An 18363-nucleotide genomic window follows, 5' to 3' on the forward strand; every position below is an offset into this window, starting at 1 on the left:
GGGCGCGGAGGGCGGCGATGAGCCGCGCGGTGGTGATCGACCGGCCGCGGGAGCTGCGGGTGGTGCGCACCGAGCCGCAGCTGCCGGAGTACGGCGAGGCGGTGGTGCGGGTCGCGTGGTCGGGGATTTGTGGTTCCGATCGCGAGGTGTTCGCGGGGACGCGGGCGGCGGGTTATGTCCGCTATCCGGTGACGCCGGGGCACGAATGGTCGGGCACGGTGGTCGAGCTGGGGCCTGGTACGGACCAGTCGTTGCTGGGGAAACCGGTGGTGGGTGAGGGTTTCCGCAACTGCGGGCGATGTGACTCGTGCCGCCGGGGCGATACCAACCTGTGCGAGGCCGCCTACGACGAGACGGGTTTCACCCGGCCTGGTGCGTGGTCGGACGAGCTGCGCCTGCCGGCGCGGTTGCTGCACGAGCTGCCGGCCGACGCCGACCTGCGGGCGGCGGCGGTGCTGGAGCCCGCCGCGTGCATGGCCGGCGCGGCACTGAAGGCGGCGGTGGTTCCGGGCGAGCGGGTGGCGGTGGTCGGTGGCGGCACCCTCGGGATGCTGGCGGTGCAGCTTTTGGCGGCGAGCAGGCCGGGTGAGCTGGTGGTGGTGGACCCGCGACAGGACCGGTTCGAGTTGGCGCGCCGGTTCGGCGCGTCGGTAGCTGCGCCTGACGACGACCTCGAGCCGTTCGACGTCGTGGTCGAGGCGGCGGGCGCGCCGGGCACGGGCCGTCTCGCGGTGACCCTGACGAAACGCGGCGGGCGGACGGTACTGACCGGCTTGGCGGGCACCGAGACCGCGCCGCTGGCCCCGGCGGACCTGGTCACTTCGGCGGTGACGGTGTTCACGGTCTTCGGTGCGTCTTCGGCGGCGTGGACGCACGCGGTCCGGGCCTTCGCGACCGGCCTGCTGGACCCGGCACCGTTGATCACACACGAGTTCGCACTGGAACAGGCGGAAGACGCCCTAGCCGCCCTCGGCGGGAAGGTACTCCTGCATCCCTGACGCGCTCCGGCGATCCCGTTCGGGGCGCCCGGTGCCGCCAGACTTCGGGCCCGGACGATCGGTTGTGTCACGCTCGGTGGCGCCAGATCCTGGAGCGAGGCGAACCCTTGCGCCGCACGACTTTCGACCAGGTCCTAGGGGTTGAACGGTGCCCTGTCTTGCACGAACTTCGATCACGTCTTGGTGGCTGGGCGGTTCTTGTGCCGCACGACGTTCGGCCAGGTCCTGGGGTTGGGCGGTTTGTTGTGCCGCACGACGTTCGATCAGGTCCTGGTGGCTGGACGACTCCTTGTGCCACCCCGAGTTCGATCGAGTCGTGGGAGCTGGGCGATCCCTTGCGCCGCGCGAAGGTGGACTGGGTCCTGGGCTGGGTGGGTCTGTTGTGTCGCGTCGAGTTCGATCGGGTTCTGGGTTAGGCGATCCCTTGCGCCGCACGACGTTCGACCGAGTGCTGGGGCCGGAGGGTTTCTTGTGTCGCGTCGCGTTCGATCAGGTCTGGAGCTAGACGATTCCTTGCGCCACCCCGAGCTCGACCAGATCCTGCGGGCGCAGGCGGAGCTGGTCGGCTATCGCGGGGATGTCTGCCGCCGGGCGTTTGAGGATCGCCGCGGCTGCCTCTGGGGACGTGACCGAGAAGAAGCTGTCCGGCGTCACCCATGTGCGGCCCGGGGCGGCGAAGGCCAGCGCGCCACCTGATCCACCTTCACCGATGACCAGTGTGGTCACCGGCACGGACGCACCCGCCACGGCGGCGAACATCTCCGCGATCGCCGCGCCGGCACCTGCTCGTTCGGCCGTACCGTCGTTCGCCGCGCCGGGGGTGTCGACGAGGGTCAGCACCGGGAAACCGAGCCGGTCGGCCAGCCGGATCAGGCGGGCAGCCGTGCGGAAACCGGACGGGAGCGTCGGCGTGCCGCACTGCGCCGCGTACGCGATCGTCAGGCCGTCACGCGAACCGAAACCGCAGCGGACACCAGGATCGACGCCACCGCACCGGTCGCCGCTGATGTTCTCGCGCCAGTCGAAATACGCGTCGAGATAGGCGTCCGCGTGCGGCCGGGAGGGCGCGCGTGCGGCTCGGACAGCATCCCAGCCCGTCTCGGGCACGCCGGCCGAGCCCAGTGCCGCGGGCGGTTCCGGTGTTGTGTGGCAACGGTTTGTCAGGAGGGGCAGCCAGCGGGCCAGCGCGCCGGGCAGGTCTTCGACGATCTGGTCGACGTGACCCGACGCCAGCTGCGACTCCGCCGTGTAGGCCGAATCGTCACCAGCAGGCCGGACACGTGAACCGGCGAAGCCGACCTGCGCGCCCGGCAACGCCAGCACCACGTCGGCGCCCGCGCCGAGGGTTGCCCAGCCGCCGCCGGTCGTCGGATCGCGCAGGACCGAGATCTGCGGAAGTCCGGCCGACCGGGTCAGCGCCGCCTGCCGCGCGATGCGCTGGAGTTGCGACAGCGCCGCCATGCCCTCCTGCATCCGGCTTCCACCGGTCGCGATGAGGGACACCACCGGCGTGCGCAGCTCGCGTGCCCGCGTGAAGGCCGCCTCGATCCGATCGCCGGTGCGCCGCCCGACCGAGCCGCCGAGGAACCCGAACTCGAACACGATCAGCGTCGCCTCGACGTCGCCGACCTTGCCCACACCGCAGACCACCGACTCCCGCTCGCCGGTCCGTGCCCCGGCTCGCGCCCTCGCCTCGTCGTAGCCCGGCCAGCCGATCGGACCGTCCACTTCGGACTCTGCGAGTGGCACGTCGAACTCGGTGAAGGCCGAGCAGATCGAGCCGATCAGCGCACGCATCAGTGCTCCAACGCCCGCTTCATCACCTTGCCCATGTCGTTGCGCGGCAAGGCATCCAGGAACCGCACCACCCGTGGCCGCTTGTGTGGCGACAGCAGGCGCGCCACATGGTCGGCCAGCTCCTGTTCGCCGGGCGCGGGACCGGAAGGCACGATCCACGCGACGATCCGCTCGCCGAGGTCGGGATCCGGCTCGCCGGTGACCGCGGCCTCCGCGACCCCGGGATGTTCGAGCAGCGCGTTCTCGATCTCCCCGGCGCCTATCTTGTAACCGCCGCTCTTGATCAGGTCGGTGGCTTTGCGCCCGACGATGCGCAGGTAGCCGTCGGCGTCGCGGGTCGCCATGTCGCCGGTGCGGAACCAGCCTCCCTCACCGGTGAACACCTCGGCCGTCGCGTCCGGGCGGTTGAGGTATTCGGTGAACAGGTTCGGCCCGCGCACGTGGATCTCGCCGACGGTCTCGCCGTCCGAGGTCTCGATCACCGCGCCCGACTCCTCGACCAGCCGCACCTCGACACCGCGCAGCGGCACGCCCACGGTCCCCGGTTTGCGTTCGCCGTCGGCCCGGACGCTCGTGTTCATCAGCGTTTCGGTCATGCCGTAGCGCTCGACGACCTGCTGCCCGGTCGCGGCTGTGATGCGCTGGTGGTCGTGTACGGGCAGCGCGGCCGACCCGGACACCAGCAGCCGTGCCCGCCCGAACGCCTTGGCCAGCTCCGGGTTGTCGCCGACCGTTTCCGCGATCCGGTGGTACATCGTCGGTACGCCGAACATCATCGTCGCCTCGCCGGACAGTTCGTTCGCCGCGCCTTCGACGGAGAACCGGCCGAGGTGGTGGACGCTGCCGCCGCGACGTAGCGGCCCGAGGATGCCGAGGATCAGGCCGTGCACGTGGAACAGCGGCAGCGCGTGCACCAGGACGTCGTCCGCGGTCCACTGCCAGGCGTCTTCGAGCGTGTCCAGTGTGGTGGCGATCGCGCGGCGGGGCAGCACGACGCCCTTGGGCGGGCCGGTGGTGCCGGACGTGTAGACGATCAGCGCGGGCGCCTCCGGATCCGGCTCGTCCGGCAATTCGCCCGGCACGCCGGTGAGCGGGATGTCCTTGCGTGACAACGTGGCCAGCGCCTCGGGCAGCGTGACGCCGGCCTCGGCTAGCACGAGCGACGGAGTGCTGTCCGACACGATGTGGCCCAGCTCGCGTTCGCCGATCTTCGGGTTGACCGGGACCGCGGGCACTCCGGCCAACAACGCGGCGAGCACCGCGACGCTGGTGTGGATGGTCGGCGTCGCCCACACCGCGACCCGGCCGGGACCGGCGTCGTGTAGCTCACGCGCCAGCGTCCCGGCGACGTCCGCCAGCTCGGCGTAGTCGAGGGAGGCTTCGCCGAACCGCAGCGCGTTCTTGGCGGGCTTCGTCGTCAGGGCCGGGAACAACCGTTCTGCCACGCTGGGCCTCCTCGCACGGAACGTCATGGGGTGAATTGGCTAAGTGGCTGAACCACTTTGCGGTCGCCCAGCCATCGGTGTCAAGCGTGCAGGGCATATCCTGGTACACCGTGCTGGTACTCGCCATCGACACCTCGACACCCGCGGTCACCGCCGGGCTGGCGACGCTGGCGGGTGCCGACGTCTCCGTGCTCGCCGAGCGCGTCACGATCAACGCCCGTGCGCACGGGGAGCTGATCACTCCGCACATCCTCGACGCCGCGAAGGCAGCCGGCGTGACGCTGCGCGAGGTCGACGCAATCGTTTGCGGCGTCGGCCCCGGCCCCTTCACCGGCCTGCGGGCCGGCATGGCCACCGCGGCCGCGCTCGCCCACGGGCTCGGCATCAACGTGTACCCGGTGTGCAGCCTCGACGGCATCGCCGCGGCCACCGAGGCGAGCGAGCCGTTCCTCGTCGTCACCGACGCGCGTCGCCGCGAGGTGTACTGGGCCGCCTACGACGCGAACGGCACCCGCACCGACGGCCCGCACGTCCAGGCGCCGGAACCGCTCGGCCTGCCGATCGCCGCCGGTGACGGCGCCCGTCTCTACGCCGAGAAGCTTGGCGTCCGCGTGCTTGAGCCGTACTACCCGACGATCGCCGGGCTCGTCACCGCCGCGAGCGATGCCTTCGACGCCGAGCCCGTTCCGCTGACGCCGCTGTACCTGCGCCGCCCGGACGCCGTCGAGCCCACCGCCAGGAAGCGGGTGACGGCGTGAAGCTCGCCCTCCTTGCCCGCAAGGACATCCCGCGCTGCGTCGAGATCGAGAAGCAGCTCTTCGCAGCCGATGATCCGTGGAGTGCCTACGCGTTCCGGTCCGAGCTCGACGCCGGTGGCTACTACCTCGGCGCGTACACCGACGGGGACGAGCTGGTCGGTTACGCCGGGCTCGCGACCGTCGGGCGCCCCGGCGACTTCGAGTCCAGCGTGCACACCATCGGCGTCGACGAGGCGTACCAGGGGCAGGGCATCGGCACCGCGCTGCTGCGTGCCCTGCTCGCGCACGCCGACGAGCTGCGTGCCCCCGTCTTCCTCGAAGTCCGCACCGACAACGACCGGGCGCTGGAGCTCTACGCCCGCCACGGCTTCACCCGGATCGGCCTGCGCAAGCGCTACTACCAGCCTTCCGGCGCTGATGCCTACACCATGAAACGCCCCTCTCGCTCGGAACAGGAGGCCGGCTGATGTCCCGGATCATCATGGGCATCGAGAGCTCCTGCGACGAGACCGGCGTGGGCCTGGTGCGGCTGCACGACGACGGTGCCGTCGAGCTGCTCGCCGACGAAGTGGCCTCCAGCGTCGAGCAGCACGCGCGGTTCGGCGGGGTGGTGCCCGAGGTCGCCAGCCGGGCCCACCTGGAAGCCATGGTGCCCACGGCGAACCGCGCCTTCGAGACCGCCGACCTCAAACTGTCCGATGTGGACGCCATCGCGGTGACCGCCGGGCCGGGGCTGGCGGGCGCACTGCTCGTCGGGGTCTCCGCGGCCAAGGCCTACTCGGCGGCGCTCGGCGTGCCGCTGTACGGCGTCAACCACCTGGCGGGCCACATCGCCGTCGACACCCTGCAGCACGGGCCGCTGCCCACGCCGTGCCTGGCGCTGCTCGTCTCCGGCGGGCACACGCAACTTCTGCGCGTGGACGACATCGCCACCGCCATCACCGAACTCGGGTCCACTGTGGACGACGCGGCGGGCGAGGCCTACGACAAGGTCGCGCGCGTGCTCGGGCTGCCGTACCCGGGCGGGCCGCCCATCGACAAGGCCGCGCGGCAGGGCAACCCCAAGGCGATCGCCTTCCCCCGGGGGATGACCGGCCCCCGCGACGCGAAGTACGACTTTTCGTTCTCCGGCTTGAAAACCGCTGTCGCCCGGTGGGTCGAGGGCGCCGAACGCCGCGGCGAGGAGATCCCGGTGAACGACGTGGCGGCCTCGTTCCAGGAAGCCGTTGCCGACGTGCTGACCGCGAAGGCCGTGCGCGCGGCGACGGACCTGGGCATCGGCACGCTCGTCATCTCCGGTGGGGTCGCGGCCAACTCGCGGCTTTCCGAGTTGGCGCGCGAACGCTGCGAAGCGGCCGGCATCGAGCTGCGCGTGCCGCGGCCACGGCTGTGCACCGACAACGGCGCGATGATCGCCGCGCTCGGCGCGCACGTGGTGGCCGCCGGGGCCGAGGAGTCCTCTTTGGACATCTCCGCGAACCCGGCGCTGCCCGTAAACGTCGTTTCGGTCTGAGCTGGTCACGCCTTCCAGTTCACACGCGGGCGGCCCGGGACGGAAGCCCGAAACCGCCCGCCTGTGGACAACTGGGTACCTGTGGACAACTCAGGGGCGCCCGACCACCACATCGTCCGCCTTCACGTACGCGACCCGGTGCCCGAACTGGATCTGCACGTATTCCGTCGTCCCGCGCACCACGACATGCGTCGACGCGTCGAACGTCGTCGCCCAGTAGTACTCCGAAGGCAGCACCGGCCCGGCCACGTACTTCTGGCCGGCGGCGAACGTGTACTGCAGTGGCACCAGATCCTGCGGCGGGATGTTCGCCGGGTACGCCCCGGCCTCCGGGAACGCCCGCCCGTACACCGGAACCGTGGCCAGACCGGCCTTCGGCGTCACCACCTGCCCCAGCACCGGCACCGCCGCCGCGCTGCGGAACCAGCCCCGCTGCCCCAGGTACCAGATCGCCGTCCAGTCGCCCCGGGTCTCGGCGACCGCGTACTGCTGGCCCGCCGAAGCCCGGCTGCCCACATCGGAGACGTCCATTGTGGACGGTGAGCCGTCTGGGTGCAGGCCCAGATCCTGCAGCAGTGGCGCGTCGTCCCGCGGCTCAGTACGGAGGATGACCGCGGACGATCCGCGCAGCGTGCACGCGGCGCCCGGGGTGTCGCAGCCGGTGAAACCGGGCTGGTTCGCGGCGAAGTCCGGCTTGATCATGACCAGCCCGGTGCTCTGCCGCGCCCAGCTGTGCAACGGCGCGCCGAGCAGCTCGAAGTAGTGGGCCCAGTCCCAGTACGGGCCCGGGTCCCAGTGCATGCCCGCGACCGTCGACGGGATCGTGCCGGGGACGTTGTCGTGGCCGATGATGTGCTGGCGGTCCAGCGGGATCCGGTACTTGTCGGCCAGGTAACGCACCAGCTTCGCCGACGTGCGGTACAGCGCCTCGGTGTACCAGCCGCCCTGCGCGCCGAAGCCCTCGTGCTCGACCCCGATGGATTTCGCGTTCACATACCAGTTCCCGGCATGCCAGCCGACGTCCTTGGTCTGGATGTGCTGCGCGATGTGCCCGTCGCTGGAGCGCAGCGTGTAGTGCCAGCCCAGGTACGTCGGGTCCTGCACCAGGCCCAGCGCAACGTCGTAGGAGCACTCGGTGTCGTGGATGACGATGTGCGTGATCTGCTGGGTCCCCGGCCGCTCGGCCTTGTCGTAGTTGCCGTAGCCGCCGTTGGGGGTTTCCTGATATGGCGCGGGAATCCACTCGGCCCACACGTCCGGCGGCGCCTCGACGTCACCGCGCGCCGACGCGGGCAGGCCCAGCGAGCGGAGCTGGCCACGGGCGGGGGAGACGTTCGTGGCGTCCAGCCGGACGTCCTGGCCGTCGTCGGTCACCCGGCTCGCGCCACTGGTGATCGTGCGGTAGACCTCGTCGGCGAAGAACGCGGCGGCGGTCGAGTCCGTCGCGCCGCTGTAGCGGGCCACGGCGCCGTACCAGTCCGCCGGGCTGTCGCTCTTGATGCCCAGTTCTCGTTGGTACTGAGCCAAAACTGCCGCGCCACCGCGGATGTTCTGCACGGCATCGGTACGCAGTTCGGCCGGGTTCGCGCCGGTCAGCTCGGCGGCGAGGTCGACCGTCTGCAGGGCAGGTACCGGCGCGGCATGCTGTGGTTCGGCGGGCCGCAGCGCCGCGCGGGCGAGGTCGCCGCGCGGGTCCTCGGTGCCCTTGTCGTGGTGGCTGCCGCCCGCGGCGACCGTGCGCAGGTCGGTCAGGTGCATCGGCCCGAAACCGGCGCCCGTGCTCGGCGTGCCCGCGTTGTAGTCCCAGCGCGACTTCAGGTACGAGACGCCCAGCAGCACCTGCTCTGGCACCCCGAACTCGGCAGCGGCCGCGGCGAAGGCCCGCTGCCGTGAGCCGCCGACGGTGGCCGAGGCGGTACCGGGCAGCAGCGCGAATCCCGCTGTCCCTGCCGCGGCCGCGAGCGCGGTCCGGCGCGTGAACGGATCCATGGTTCTCCCTCGCCTGCGAACGATGTGCAGAACCTACAACCCGTCCGCAGGTTTGGGGAGCGCCTTTCGTACGCCGTGGCGGGAAAGTTGGTGAAAGGCTCAGCGAATCGGTTCAGGTGCCGGCCGGGTGTCGAAACTTTCGCGCGCGGCCATGATCTCGTCGGCGCGGGCTTCGGCCCAGTGACCGAGCGCATTCATCAGATCGCCGGCCTCGGTGCCCAGCGCCGTCACCGAGTACTCGACGCGCGGCGGCACCGTGGGATACACGTCGCGACGCACGAGTCCGTCGCGTTCGAGCAAGCGCAGGGTCTGGGTGAGCATCTTCTGTGTGACGCCCTCGAGTTGCCGTCGCAGTTCGCTGAACCGCAGCGGCCCGTCTTCCTGTCGCAGCGCGCCGAGTACGAGCAGCGCCCACTTGTTGGCGAGGGTCTCGAGCACCTGGCGGGCGGGACAGGTGCGCAGGTACGACTCGACAGTATCCATCAGGTACCTGGATATCAAAAAGGTGCCTTCTTCACAACAGATACCAACGGCTCGACGATGACGGTGTGAAAGCGATCAACGTGAGCAGGTTCGGCGGTCCCGAGGTCTTGGAGCTCGTCGAGGAGGCAGTTCCCGTGCCCGGCGCGGGCGAGGTGCTGGTCCGGGTGCGTGCGGCGAGCGTCAACCCGGTCGACTGGAAGGTGCGCAGCGGTCTCCTCGACGCGCTGGGGCCGGCGCCGCTGCGCGTCGGGTTCGACTTCTCCGGCGAGGTCGGCGGGTGCGACGTCTACGGGATGTGGCTGAGCCGCACGGGCGCGTACGCGGAGTACGTCGTCGCGCCGGAGGATGCGTTGGCGCCCAAGCCATCCGGCTTGAGCCACGTGCAGGCGGCCGCGCTGCCGTCGGTGGCTTTGACCGCCTACCAGGCGTTGCGCGATGTCCAAAGCGGACAGCGCGTCCTGGTGCACGCCGCCGCCGGTGGGATCGGGCACCTCGCGGTGCAGCTCGCCTCGCTGGCCGGCGCGTACGTCATCGGGACCGCGCGGGCGGCCAACCACGCCTTCGTGAAGGAACTCGGCGCGCACGAGGTGATCGACTACACCGCCACGGACTTCACCACGGCGGTGCGCGACGTCGACGTGGTGTTCGACCTCGTCGGTGGCGGCTACGGCAAACGCTCGCTGGAAGTCCTTGCGCCGCAAGGGGTTCTGCTCGACGCGGTCGGGGACGACGCGGAGGGTGACCCGCGCTACCGGCGGGTCTGGGTGCAGTCGTCCGGGACGGACCTGGCGGCGATCGGCGAACTGGTGGAGGCCGGGAAGCTGCGCGTACACGTCGCACGGACGTTCCCGCTGGCGGACGCGGCGAAAGCGCACGAACTGAGTGAAACCGGACGGGTACGCGGCAAGATCGTGCTGGAGGTGTGAGGCCCGCCTTCGCGCGCGGGTACGGTCAGCACTGACCGGGCGATCGCGGCCGGAGCGACGAAGGTACCGACAGGTGGAGGTTCGGTGAACCTCCACATCATCGGGCAGGCCGTGGGGCTCTTCGCCGTCACCAACATCGACGACACCGTCGTCCTCGCTCTCTTCTTCGCCCAGGGCATCGGCCGCCACGGAGCGACTCGCGACATCGCGCTCGGCCAGTATCTCGGGTTCGTCGTCATCCTTGGTGTCTCCGTCGCAGCGGCATTCGGCGCGACCTTCCTGCCCGACAACGCCATCCCGTACCTCGGCCTGCTGCCACTCGCCCTCGGCATCAAGGCCGCCGTCGAAGCGTGGCGCCACCGCAAGTACCCCGGCGAGGAGAAAGCCAGCCGGGGGAGTGGTCCCAAAATCCTCGACGTAGCACTGGTCACCGTCGCCAACGGCGGCGACAACATCGGTGTCTACGTGCCCGTCTTCGCCACCGCGGGCATCGGCGGGATCAGCGTCTACGTCGTCGTGTTCCTGGTCCTGCTCGCCGCACTGCTCGTGCTGGGAAGGTACTTCGCCACCCGGCCGGGCATCACGAAAGTGCTCGCACGCTGGGGCCACATCCTGCTGCCCGTCGTCCTGATCGGCATCGGGCTGCTCATCCTCATCGAGGGCGGAGCCTTCGGTATTTAGCTCACCTGGCAGTTCGGAGCCGCTCCCAGGAAGTCCGCCGCCGTGTTGTCCGAGGTTGCGCCGGAGGCTGGAGTCTCGCTCGACCGAAGGAACCCCGATCAGCGAACCCACCAGAGGCTGGATGCCGAGATCCTGACCGCGAGCAGATGAGGCCCGGCAGGAACGGCACGGAACCGCACGGAACAGTGTCCCTGCTCGAAGCCCCACGTCAGGGCCTTTCGACCGGTCGAGTGCGACCCTGCTTGCGGCGTTGGCACTCGCGTGGCTAGAGTGCTAAATGCACGGCACCGCACACGCCCCGGCACCCGCGACGGCGGGGGTGGTAGGCGCCAAAACCTGTAAGTACCTGCCAACGCTTTCGACGACCCGTGGAGGTCAACCCGGTGAGCGTGAACATCAAACCGCTCGAGGACAAGATCGTTGTCCAGACGAGCGAGGCCGAGGAGACGACGGCTTCCGGTCTCGTCATCCCCGACACCGCGAAGGAAAAGCCCCAGGAGGGCAAGGTTCTGGCCGTGGGCCCGGGCCGCGTGGACGACAAGGGCACCCGCATCCCGGTGGATGTGGCTGTCGGCGACGTCGTGATCTACTCCAAGTACGGCGGCACCGAGGTCAAGTACAACGGTGAGGACTACTTGATCCTGTCCGCTCGCGACGTGCTGGCCGTCGTCAACTGACGGACCGGCGCACGCATCGAACGCCCCGGGCCCCGCTTAGCCGGGGGCCGGGGCGTTCTGCGGTCTAGAGAGGACTCAAATGCCTAAGCAGATCAACTTCGACGAGGACGCTCGTCGGGCGCTCGAGCGCGGGGTGAACAAGCTCGCCGACGCGGTCAAGGTCACCCTCGGGCCGCGCGGCCGGCACGTCGTGCTGGACAAGAAGTTCGGCGGCCCGACCATCACGCTCGACGGCGTGACGGTGGCCCGGGAGATCGACCTCGACGACCCGTTCGAGAACCTCGGCGCCCAGCTGGCCAAGAACGTCGCCACGAAGACCAACGACGTCGCCGGTGACGGCACCACCACGGCCACCGTGCTGGCGCAGTCCCTGGTTCGGGTCGGCCTGCGCAACGTGGCCGCCGGCGCCAACCCAACCGCGCTCGGTCGCGGTATCGAGGCGGCGGCCGAGAAGGTCATCGAGGTGCTCAAGAGCAAGGCCACGCCGGTCAAGGGCCGCGAGAGCATCGCCCAGGTCGGCACGGTCACCTCCCGGGACGCCACGATCGGTGAGCTGCTCGGCGAGGCCGTGGAGAAGGTCGGCGAGGACGGCGTGATCACCGTGGAGGAGTCCTCCACGATGGCCACCGAGCTCGAGATCACCGAGGGCGTCCAGTTCGACAAGGGCTACCTGTCGGCGTACTTCGCGACCAACCCCGAAGAGCAGCGCGCGATCCTCGAGAACGCGTACGTGCTGCTGCACCGCGAGAAGATCTCCGCGCTGGCGGACCTGCTCCCGGTGCTGGAGAAGGTCGTGGAGGCCAAGCGGCCGCTGCTGATCATCGCCGAGGACGTCGACGGCGAGGCGCTGTCCACCCTGGTGGTCAACTCCCTGCGCAAGACGATCAACGCGGTCGCCGTGAAGGCGCCGTTCTTCGGTGACCGCCGCAAGGCGTTCCTGGACGACCTCGGCGTCGTCACGGGCGCGCAGGTCATCTCGTCCGAGATCGGCATGAAGCTGTCCGAGATCGGGCTCGACGCGCTGGGCTCCGCGCGGCGCATCGAGGTCACCAAGGACTTCACGACGATCGTGGACGGGGCCGGCACCAAGGACGACATCACCGCGCGGATCGCCCAGATCCGCAAGGAGATCGAGACCACCGACTCCGACTGGGACCGTGAGAAGCTGCAGGAGCGGCTGGCCAAGCTGGGTGGCGGCGTCGCCGTCATCAAGGTCGGTGCGGCCACCGAGACCGAGCTCAACGAGCGCAAGCACCGCATCGAGGACGCCGTGGCCGCCACCAAGGCAGCCGTCGAGGAGGGCATCGTGCCCGGCGGTGGCTCGGCGCTCGTGCACGCGGTCAAGGAGCTCGGCGACCTGGGGCTCACCGGGGACGAGGCGACGGGCGTGAAGATCGTCCGCGACGCGCTCTCCGCGCCGCTGTACTGGATCGCCAGCAACGCCGGCTTCGAGGGCGCGGTCATCGTGTCCAAGGTGCAGGAGCAGGGCTGGGGCCACGGTCTGAACGCGGCCACCGGTGAGATCACCGACCTGCTCGCGGCGGGCATCGTCGACCCGGTGAAGGTCACCCGCTCCGCGGTGGCCAACGCGGCGTCGATCGCCCGGCTGGTGCTCACCACGGAGAGCTCCGTGGTCGAGAAGCCGGTCGAGGAGGACGAAGACGCGCACGGCCACGGTCACGGCCACGCGCACTGACGCATCCGCAAGTCGGAAAAGGGGCGGTTCCCGGCCGGGAACCGCCCCTTTTTCGTTATTTCCACGCATGAAAAAGGGGGTGACGCCCGCGCGGGCGTCACCCCCTTTTCCTCCCCCTCACTGGCCGGAAAGACTCAGCTGGCGCTTACCGGTCTTGAGGATGTTGTCCCGCTCGGACTCGGAAAGACCGCCCCAGATGCCGTACGGCTCGTGCACGGCCAGTGCGTGTTCCCGGCACAACCGCAGAACCGGGCAGGACTGGCAAATCGCTTTCGCCCGGGCCTCCCGTCGTGCCCTGGCCGGTCCGCGCTCCCCGTCAGGATGGAAGAAAGCAGCACTGTCCATCCCTCGGCAGGACCCCTCCAGCTGCCAGTCCCAGATATCTGCGTTGGGACCGGGAAGCCTGCGCGTGTCTGCCATCGTGACCGCCTCCGTTATTCGGTCGGATCCCCTCGTTGTCGCACTCCGACTACTCCATTCGGTGCAACGGCGGTAACGTTAGAAGCGCGCCAATAGTTGTTCAAGGAAATCGGTGGGATTCATCCTTTGGATGTCCCCCGCAAGCGTGAGTATGCGATCTTCCGCAGGTGGGCCTGCATAACTTCCAGGTTGCTGGGTAGTCATGCGTCGGCGATATTTGATCGAATGGATCGCGCACGGCAGGCAGAGCCGACGATGCCGGTGGCCGCCGTGGCCAGGCGGCTCGGCGTCGCCCCGGCCACGCTCCGCACCTGGGACCGGCGGTACGGGCTCGGCCCGAGCAGGCACACGGGCGGCAAGCACCGCCGCTACGGCGCCACCGACATCAGCCGTCTCGAACTCATGCAGCGCGCCCTGCTCCGGGGCGCCTCGACGGCGGAAGCCGCCCGGTTCGCGCTCGACGCGGCGATCACCGACGGACCCGCCGAGACCCGCCCCGCGCGGGCCGACCCCGACCGTTCCGTCGCGCGGCGGCTGCGCGGCGCCGCGTTCGCCCTGGACGCCGCCGCGACCCAGCGCCTGCTCGCGGCGGCGATCGCGGACGCCGGCGCCGGAGCGGCCTGGGAGACCGTCATCGAGCCGGTGCTGACCGCGTTCGGCGCGGGCTGGCACGGCACGCACGCCGGCGCCGAGGCCGAGTACCTGCTGACCGAGTCCGTGCTGGCCGCGCTGATCCGGGCGACGCCGCTGCTGGAGCAGCCGCGTAACTCCCGGCCGGTGCTGCTGAGTACCGTGCCGGACGAGCGATCGGCCCTTCCGCTGTACGCGCTGGCCGCCTGCCTGGCCGAACGCGGGATCAGCGCCCAGGTCTTCGGGACCGCGCCACCGGCCGAAGTGCTGGCCGTCGCCGTGCGGCGCAGCGCACCCGCCGCCGTCGTGCTGCGGGCCCAGCGGAGCACGATGGCCGACGGCGGGTTGTTCCCGCGCGTGTCGCGCGGCCGCCAGCGCAGCCGGGTGTTCGCCTGGGGACCCGGCTGGGGCGGCGCCGCCTTGCCCGACAAGGTCGAGTTGTTGCCTGACCTGCGCGAGGCGGCCGAACGCATCGAATATGTCTTACTTGGTCGCTAAGCGCCGGCCCCTCACCCGACCACCACCCCTCATCGAGGCGCTTCGCGCCGCTAGTTTGGTCGCGTGCCCATGGAAGAGCTGCGACGGGCGGCCTTCGGCGACCTGCCGGTGGTCCCGTCCGGTGTGCCCGCGTCGCCGCGCGCGAAGCTGCTGACCGCGATCGTGCTCGGCGCGCAGGGCCGGTACGCGAGTGCGGCGACGCTGCTGGACGAGGTCGCGGGCGGCCGGGATCGGGTGCTCGGGTCGCTTGCCCGGTCGACCTTCGCGTCGCATCGCCGTCAGCTCGGCGGGCATCGCGCCGCCTTCGGACCCGATGGCGGCGCGCTCCGGCTCGTGACCGGCCTGTCCGGTGACGAGGACCCGGACGGTCTCGATGCCGAGGGGGCGCGGGCCGACGCGCTGCTCGGCCTGGCCGCCGACAACCTGGGCGTCGGCCGGCTGCCGCTCGCCCGGCGCCTGGTGGCCCGCGTGACGGCGCGGAGCTGGCGGTCGAAGGTCCGGCTGGGCTGGGTCACCGCCGAGATCGAGCTCGCCGGCGGCCGGCCGGCCGGCGCGGTGGCTCCGGCGGAGTCCGCGCTCGAATTCGCGACGGCGGCCGGCGCGCTGCGGCACGTCGTGAAATCCCAGCTCGTGCTCGCCGCCGCGCTGGGGGCCGCGGGAGACCGTGAACGAGCGGTGCACCTCATCGACGAAGCACTCGCGGTGACCGACAAGTTCGCACTACGCTCCTTGAGCTGGCCCGCCGGACTGCTCGCTGCGGAGCACCGGCCCGGCGGGGGTGGCCGTGATCGATCCAGCGTCGAGGCGCTGGTACACGCTGTGTTACTACGAACCGATCCGGACGGGAGGCGGCTGGCGAGTGAATCGCCGTGGGTCCCGGCGTGACGCCGGTTGGAGCAGCCGAGGTGGCCATACCGACATCCGGGCGAAGATCTTCCAAAAAAAGCCACCGGATCGTGTCAAGGTTCGGCCTAAAGCGTCCGATAGGGGATATGGAAGGTCACCCGGCTGCAGGAAGGAAACCCCGTGACTACGGTCTTGATCTGCGACGACCGACGCAGTGTCCGCGAAGGGCTCACTCGCGTGATGTCTGCTGTCCCCGGCGTCAGTCGCATCGACTGCGTAGCGCACGGTGACGAGTTGCTGGCCAGGTATTCGCGCCAGCCGGTGGACGTCGTCCTCGTCGGCACCCAGCGCGCGATGCCGGCCGGGGTGGAGGCGACTCGGCGGCTGGTGTCCGCCAATCCCCAGGCGAACGTGATCGTCTTCGGCGCGCCCGACGATGCCTCGAGCATCGCCGCCGCGATCGCCGGGGGCGCCCGCGGTTACCTGAGGTGGGACGCCTCTCGCCCCGAGCTCGTGGCCGCACTGGCGCACACGCTGGCGAGCACCTCGGTGCCCGCACCGCGTCAGCCCGCCGATCCCGGCGTCCAGCTCACCGAACGCGAATTGCAGGTACTGCGGGGGATGAGTCAGGGCAAGAGCAACGGCCAGATCGGCCGCGAGCTCTACCTGTCGGAAGACACCGTGAAGACGCACGCCCGCCGGCTGTTCCGCAAGCTGGGCGTGCGGGACCGCGCGCAGGCGGTCGCCCACGGTTTCCGCCGCGGGCTCGTGTCCTGACGGACGCGCTTTTCTGAGTATCTTTCATATTGTAAGCTGCGCAAGCTCGTTGAATTCTTGAACACCTTTGCGTGACGCTCGCCCGGCGCGCCCCGGATAATCGGGGCGCGCCGATGGCGACCGTGCACGAGCGATGTCGACGCCGGGCGGTACGGTGGGCATCACCGGTGCGAGGGATGTTCGATCTCGCGTGCCGTCATTTTGTACGCCTACACGTAACGCTGGGACTGTTGTCTGCGATGGCCAATGTGGGGGACGGACTGGAGGAGTCAGTCGCCGCCGCCGTCGAGGGAGATCCTCAGGCGACCGAGCGGCTGCTTGCTGCTATCCGTCCTCTAGTGGTGCGGTATTGCCGCGCCCGAGTAGGCCGGCAGGAGCGTTCGTTCGCTTCGGCAGACGACGTAGCTCAGGAGGTGTGTCTCGCGGTGCTCACGGCCCTGCCTTCGTACCGTGACCAAGGGCGCCCGTTCCTGGCTTTCGTGTACGGCATCGCCCAGCACAAGGTGGCCGACGCGCATCGCGCGGCCGCTCGTAACCGGGCCGAGCCGGTGGCCGAGATCCCGGACGAGATCGAGGGCGATATCGGTCCGGAGCAGCATGCCCTGCAAGGGGAGTTGAACGAGCGGATGGCCCAGTTGCTCCGGGTGTTGCCGGACAAACAACGCGAGATCGTGGTGCTTCGAGTGGTCGTGGGGTTGTCTGCTGAAGAGACCGCGGAAGCGGTCGACTCGACACCGGGTGCGGTGCGGGTCGCGCAGCATCGTGCCCTCGCGCGCCTCCGCAAGGCGCTGGCGTCCGAGGAGGTGGCCTGAGTGACCGACCGCGACAGCCGCGACGAGATCAGACGTGAGCTCGGTGGGTACGACGACACGATGAGTGCGTCGCAGGCGGCGTTCGAGGCCGATCTGTCCGCCGTGCACGCAGATGACGCACTGCTGGACGCCCTCGGTGGCTCCGATCCCAAGGTGGCGGACAGCCTCGGGGACCAGGAACTGAACGCACTGCTGCTGGCCTGGCGGCGTGACATCGACAGTGAACCGCTCGCCGAGCTTGTCGACACCGATACCGCGGTCGTCACCGTGAAGACCGCGGCGCTGGCGCAGAAACACGGGCAGCGCGCCCGGAAGCGGCGGATCCTCGTGCCGGTGGCGGTCGCCGCCGCGGTGCTGGCCATCGCCTTCAGCGGCACCAGCATCGCCGCGCGGGACGCCCAGCCCGGGGACGCGCTGTGGGGCCTGACGAAGGTCCTCTACTCCGACCACGCCCGCTCGGTCGAGGCCGCCTCCGCGGCGCGCACCGACCTGCAGCAGGCGAGCATCGCGCTGTCCCAGGGCCGCATCGCCGAGGCGCAGCAGGCGCTCGCGGAGGCGGCCGCGAAGCTGTCGCAGGTCGCCACCGAGGACAACCTGGCCCAGCTGATGCGGGAGCACCAGCAGCTCACCGCGATGCTGCAGAACCCGTCGGCGCCGGAAACCCCGCGGCCGCCGACCTCGCAGTCGTCGACGTCCCAGGCGATGTCCTCGACCACGACGACCCCGCCGCCGAGCACGACCACGACGACGCCACCGCCGGCGACCAGCTCGAGCCAGCCGCCGCCGTCCTCGGAAAGCCCGAGCTCTTCGCCGCCCACCACGGGCACCAGCTCGGCGTCCGCGGCGGGCACGGGCGGCAGCACGGTCCGCTACGACACGACGGACTCCAACAACGCTCCCGGCAAGCAGCCGGCCAGTGTGGACACCGGCGCCACCAGCGGCGGGTGATCGGGCGGGCCCGGGCCCGAGCCTCAGTAAGCGCTTTCCGTCGCGGTCACGCCGTCCGCGAACCCGCGGCAGTAGTCCCAGCTGACGTAGTCCGCCGGGTCCGGGTCGTACGCGGGCTCGTGCGGGCGCATCCGGCCGTCGGCGAGCAGCTGTTCGAGGCTCGCGCGCAGCAGATGCCAGTCGTGGTAATGCGGTTGGTCACATTCCCCGCAGTCCACGACGATGCCCCGGACCCCGCGCGGCTCCAGCAGCGCCTGGTAGACGGCCAGGTCGGACAGGTCGGCCAGCAGCTCCGTGCGGGCGCGGGAGTCCATCGGTTCGTCCAGGTCATCGGCGAAAGCGTCGAGATCCTTGGCGGGGTCGTCGGGGTCGTCGGCGAACGGGTCCGGGGGCAACAGGTCGTGCGGCACGGCCTGCACGGTACCGGGCCGGGGTGGGGAGCTGTCCAGATACCATCGACAAGGAGTTC

General features: G+C 70.3%; 19 protein-coding genes. 13 read left to right on the top strand and 6 right to left on the bottom strand.

Features of this window, described 5'->3' with window-relative positions; translation table 11 throughout:
• The first annotated feature begins 17 nt into the window (after window positions 1–17).
• Window positions 18–998: a zinc-binding dehydrogenase gene (locus LOZ83_RS37785; protein ID WP_236796711.1), complete on the top strand. Its 981-nt coding sequence runs from the start codon at window positions 18–20 to the stop codon at window positions 996–998.
• Window positions 999–1499: 501 nt separating this feature from the next.
• Here the strand turns inward: LOZ83_RS37785 and LOZ83_RS37790 are convergent.
• Both LOZ83_RS37790 and LOZ83_RS37795 read right to left on the bottom strand, forming a co-directional pair.
• On the bottom strand, window positions 1500–2795 hold the full coding sequence (locus LOZ83_RS37790) for a carboxyl transferase domain-containing protein (RefSeq protein ID WP_236796712.1): 1296 nt from the start codon (window positions 2793–2795) through the stop codon (window positions 1500–1502).
• Window positions 2795–4240 (bottom strand): acyl-CoA synthetase, encoded by a 1446-nt coding sequence (locus LOZ83_RS37795; RefSeq protein ID WP_236796714.1) that lies wholly within the window; start codon window positions 4238–4240, stop codon window positions 2795–2797. Before LOZ83_RS37795 ends, LOZ83_RS37790 begins: the two co-directional genes overlap by 1 nt.
• A 110-nt stretch (window positions 4241–4350) precedes the next feature.
• Here LOZ83_RS37795 and tsaB point away from each other — a divergent pair, with 110 nt between their 5' ends.
• The 3 genes from tsaB to tsaD are packed head-to-tail and all read left to right on the top strand — an operon-like array spanning window position 4351 to window position 6511.
• Window positions 4351–4998, top strand: coding sequence for a tRNA (adenosine(37)-N6)-threonylcarbamoyltransferase complex dimerization subunit type 1 TsaB (gene tsaB, locus LOZ83_RS37800; RefSeq protein WP_236796716.1), 648 nt, complete (start codon window positions 4351–4353; stop codon window positions 4996–4998).
• Window positions 4995–5465 carry a ribosomal protein S18-alanine N-acetyltransferase gene (gene rimI / locus LOZ83_RS37805; protein ID WP_236796718.1) on the top strand — a complete coding sequence of 157 codons (471 nt, stop codon included), beginning with the start codon at window positions 4995–4997 and terminating at the stop codon, window positions 5463–5465. The genes tsaB and rimI overlap by 4 nt, the downstream gene beginning before the upstream one ends.
• The gene (gene tsaD, locus LOZ83_RS37810; protein ID WP_236796719.1) at window positions 5465–6511 is read left to right on the top strand and encodes a tRNA (adenosine(37)-N6)-threonylcarbamoyltransferase complex transferase subunit TsaD; all 1047 of its coding nucleotides are present in this window, start codon (window positions 5465–5467) and stop codon (window positions 6509–6511) included. Before rimI ends, tsaD begins: the two co-directional genes overlap by 1 nt.
• Window positions 6512–6601: 90 nt before the next feature.
• Here the strand turns inward: tsaD and LOZ83_RS37815 are convergent, their stop codons facing one another.
• Window positions 6602–8500, bottom strand: a complete 1899-nt coding sequence (locus tag LOZ83_RS37815) for an N-acetylmuramoyl-L-alanine amidase (protein WP_236796720.1) — start codon at window positions 8498–8500, stop codon at window positions 6602–6604.
• A gap of 99 nt (window positions 8501–8599) precedes the next feature.
• A complete protein-coding gene (locus tag LOZ83_RS37820) occupies window positions 8600–8983 on the bottom strand; it encodes a helix-turn-helix domain-containing protein (RefSeq protein ID WP_236796721.1) in 384 nt (127 codons plus the stop codon).
• Between the two features lie 65 nt (window positions 8984–9048).
• Here LOZ83_RS37820 and LOZ83_RS37825 point away from each other — a divergent pair, with 65 nt between their 5' ends.
• The 4 genes from LOZ83_RS37825 to groL all read left to right on the top strand — a co-directional run bounded on the left by LOZ83_RS37825 (window position 9049) and on the right by groL (window position 12963).
• A complete protein-coding gene (locus LOZ83_RS37825; RefSeq protein ID WP_236796722.1) occupies window positions 9049–9909 on the top strand; it encodes an NADP-dependent oxidoreductase in 861 nt (286 codons plus the stop codon).
• Window positions 9910–9993: 84 nt separating this feature from the next.
• Entirely contained in the window at window positions 9994–10590 is a 597-nt protein-coding gene (locus tag LOZ83_RS37830; RefSeq protein WP_236796725.1) for a cadmium resistance transporter, read from the top strand.
• A gap of 383 nt (window positions 10591–10973) precedes the next feature.
• Window positions 10974–11267, top strand: a complete 294-nt coding sequence (gene groES / locus LOZ83_RS37835) for a co-chaperone GroES (protein ID WP_236796727.1) — start codon at window positions 10974–10976, stop codon at window positions 11265–11267.
• Between the two features lie 79 nt (window positions 11268–11346).
• Complete coding sequence (gene groL, locus LOZ83_RS37840; RefSeq protein WP_236796728.1) at window positions 11347–12963, top strand: chaperonin GroEL; 1617 nt, start codon at window positions 11347–11349, stop codon at window positions 12961–12963.
• 117 nt (window positions 12964–13080) lie between these two features.
• Here groL and LOZ83_RS37845 read toward each other — a convergent pair whose 3' ends face one another.
• Window positions 13081–13383: a WhiB family transcriptional regulator gene (locus tag LOZ83_RS37845; RefSeq protein ID WP_236796729.1), complete on the bottom strand. Its 303-nt coding sequence runs from the start codon at window positions 13381–13383 to the stop codon at window positions 13081–13083.
• A 225-nt stretch (window positions 13384–13608) separates the two neighbouring features.
• Here LOZ83_RS37845 and LOZ83_RS37850 point away from each other — a divergent pair, with 225 nt between their 5' ends.
• The 5 genes from LOZ83_RS37850 to LOZ83_RS37870 all read left to right on the top strand — a co-directional run bounded on the left by LOZ83_RS37850 (window position 13609) and on the right by LOZ83_RS37870 (window position 17894).
• The gene (locus LOZ83_RS37850; protein ID WP_236796731.1) at window positions 13609–14511 is read left to right on the top strand and encodes a MerR family transcriptional regulator; all 903 of its coding nucleotides are present in this window, start codon (window positions 13609–13611) and stop codon (window positions 14509–14511) included.
• Window positions 14512–14580: 69 nt separating this feature from the next.
• Window positions 14581–15396 (top strand): hypothetical protein, encoded by an 816-nt coding sequence (locus LOZ83_RS37855; RefSeq protein WP_236796836.1) that lies wholly within the window; start codon window positions 14581–14583, stop codon window positions 15394–15396.
• Window positions 15397–15537: 141 nt separating this feature from the next.
• Window positions 15538–16134: a response regulator transcription factor gene (locus tag LOZ83_RS37860; protein ID WP_027940930.1), complete on the top strand. Its 597-nt coding sequence runs from the start codon at window positions 15538–15540 to the stop codon at window positions 16132–16134.
• A gap of 239 nt (window positions 16135–16373) precedes the next feature.
• Window positions 16374–16946 (top strand): sigma-70 family RNA polymerase sigma factor, encoded by a 573-nt coding sequence (locus LOZ83_RS37865; protein WP_236796732.1) that lies wholly within the window; start codon window positions 16374–16376, stop codon window positions 16944–16946.
• Window positions 16947–17894 (top strand): anti-sigma-D factor RsdA, encoded by a 948-nt coding sequence (locus tag LOZ83_RS37870; RefSeq protein ID WP_236796734.1) that lies wholly within the window; start codon window positions 16947–16949, stop codon window positions 17892–17894.
• A gap of 23 nt (window positions 17895–17917) precedes the next feature.
• On the opposite strand, the gene LOZ83_RS37875 is transcribed toward LOZ83_RS37870, so the two are convergent.
• The gene (locus LOZ83_RS37875; protein WP_236796735.1) at window positions 17918–18313 is read right to left on the bottom strand and encodes a DUF5319 domain-containing protein; all 396 of its coding nucleotides are present in this window, start codon (window positions 18311–18313) and stop codon (window positions 17918–17920) included.
• Window positions 18314–18363 lie beyond the last annotated feature (50 nt).

The organism is Amycolatopsis sp. GM8, assembly GCF_021653975.1.
Lineage (GTDB): Bacteria > Actinomycetota > Actinomycetes > Mycobacteriales > Pseudonocardiaceae > Amycolatopsis_E.

Excerpts from the sequence above, each read along its gene's own strand:
- LOZ83_RS37785 (WP_236796711.1), top strand. The coding sequence starts at position 18 with ATGAGCCGCGCGGTGGTGATCGACCGGCCGCGGGAGCTGCGGGTGGTG.
- LOZ83_RS37790 (WP_236796712.1), bottom strand. The coding sequence starts at position 2,795 with ATGCGTGCGCTGATCGGCTCGATCTGCTCGGCCTTCACCGAGTTCGAC.
- tsaD (WP_236796719.1), top strand. The coding sequence starts at position 5,465 with ATGTCCCGGATCATCATGGGCATCGAGAGCTCCTGCGACGAGACCGGC.
- LOZ83_RS37815 (WP_236796720.1), bottom strand. The coding sequence starts at position 8,500 with ATGGATCCGTTCACGCGCCGGACCGCGCTCGCGGCCGCGGCAGGGACA.
- LOZ83_RS37820 (WP_236796721.1), bottom strand. The coding sequence starts at position 8,983 with ATGGATACTGTCGAGTCGTACCTGCGCACCTGTCCCGCCCGCCAGGTG.
- groL (WP_236796728.1), top strand. The coding sequence starts at position 11,347 with ATGCCTAAGCAGATCAACTTCGACGAGGACGCTCGTCGGGCGCTCGAG.
- LOZ83_RS37845 (WP_236796729.1), bottom strand. The coding sequence starts at position 13,383 with ATGGCAGACACGCGCAGGCTTCCCGGTCCCAACGCAGATATCTGGGAC.
- LOZ83_RS37850 (WP_236796731.1), top strand. The coding sequence starts at position 13,609 with ATGGATCGCGCACGGCAGGCAGAGCCGACGATGCCGGTGGCCGCCGTG.
- LOZ83_RS37855 (WP_236796836.1), top strand. The coding sequence starts at position 14,581 with ATGGAAGAGCTGCGACGGGCGGCCTTCGGCGACCTGCCGGTGGTCCCG.
- LOZ83_RS37865 (WP_236796732.1), top strand. The coding sequence starts at position 16,374 with ATGGCCAATGTGGGGGACGGACTGGAGGAGTCAGTCGCCGCCGCCGTC.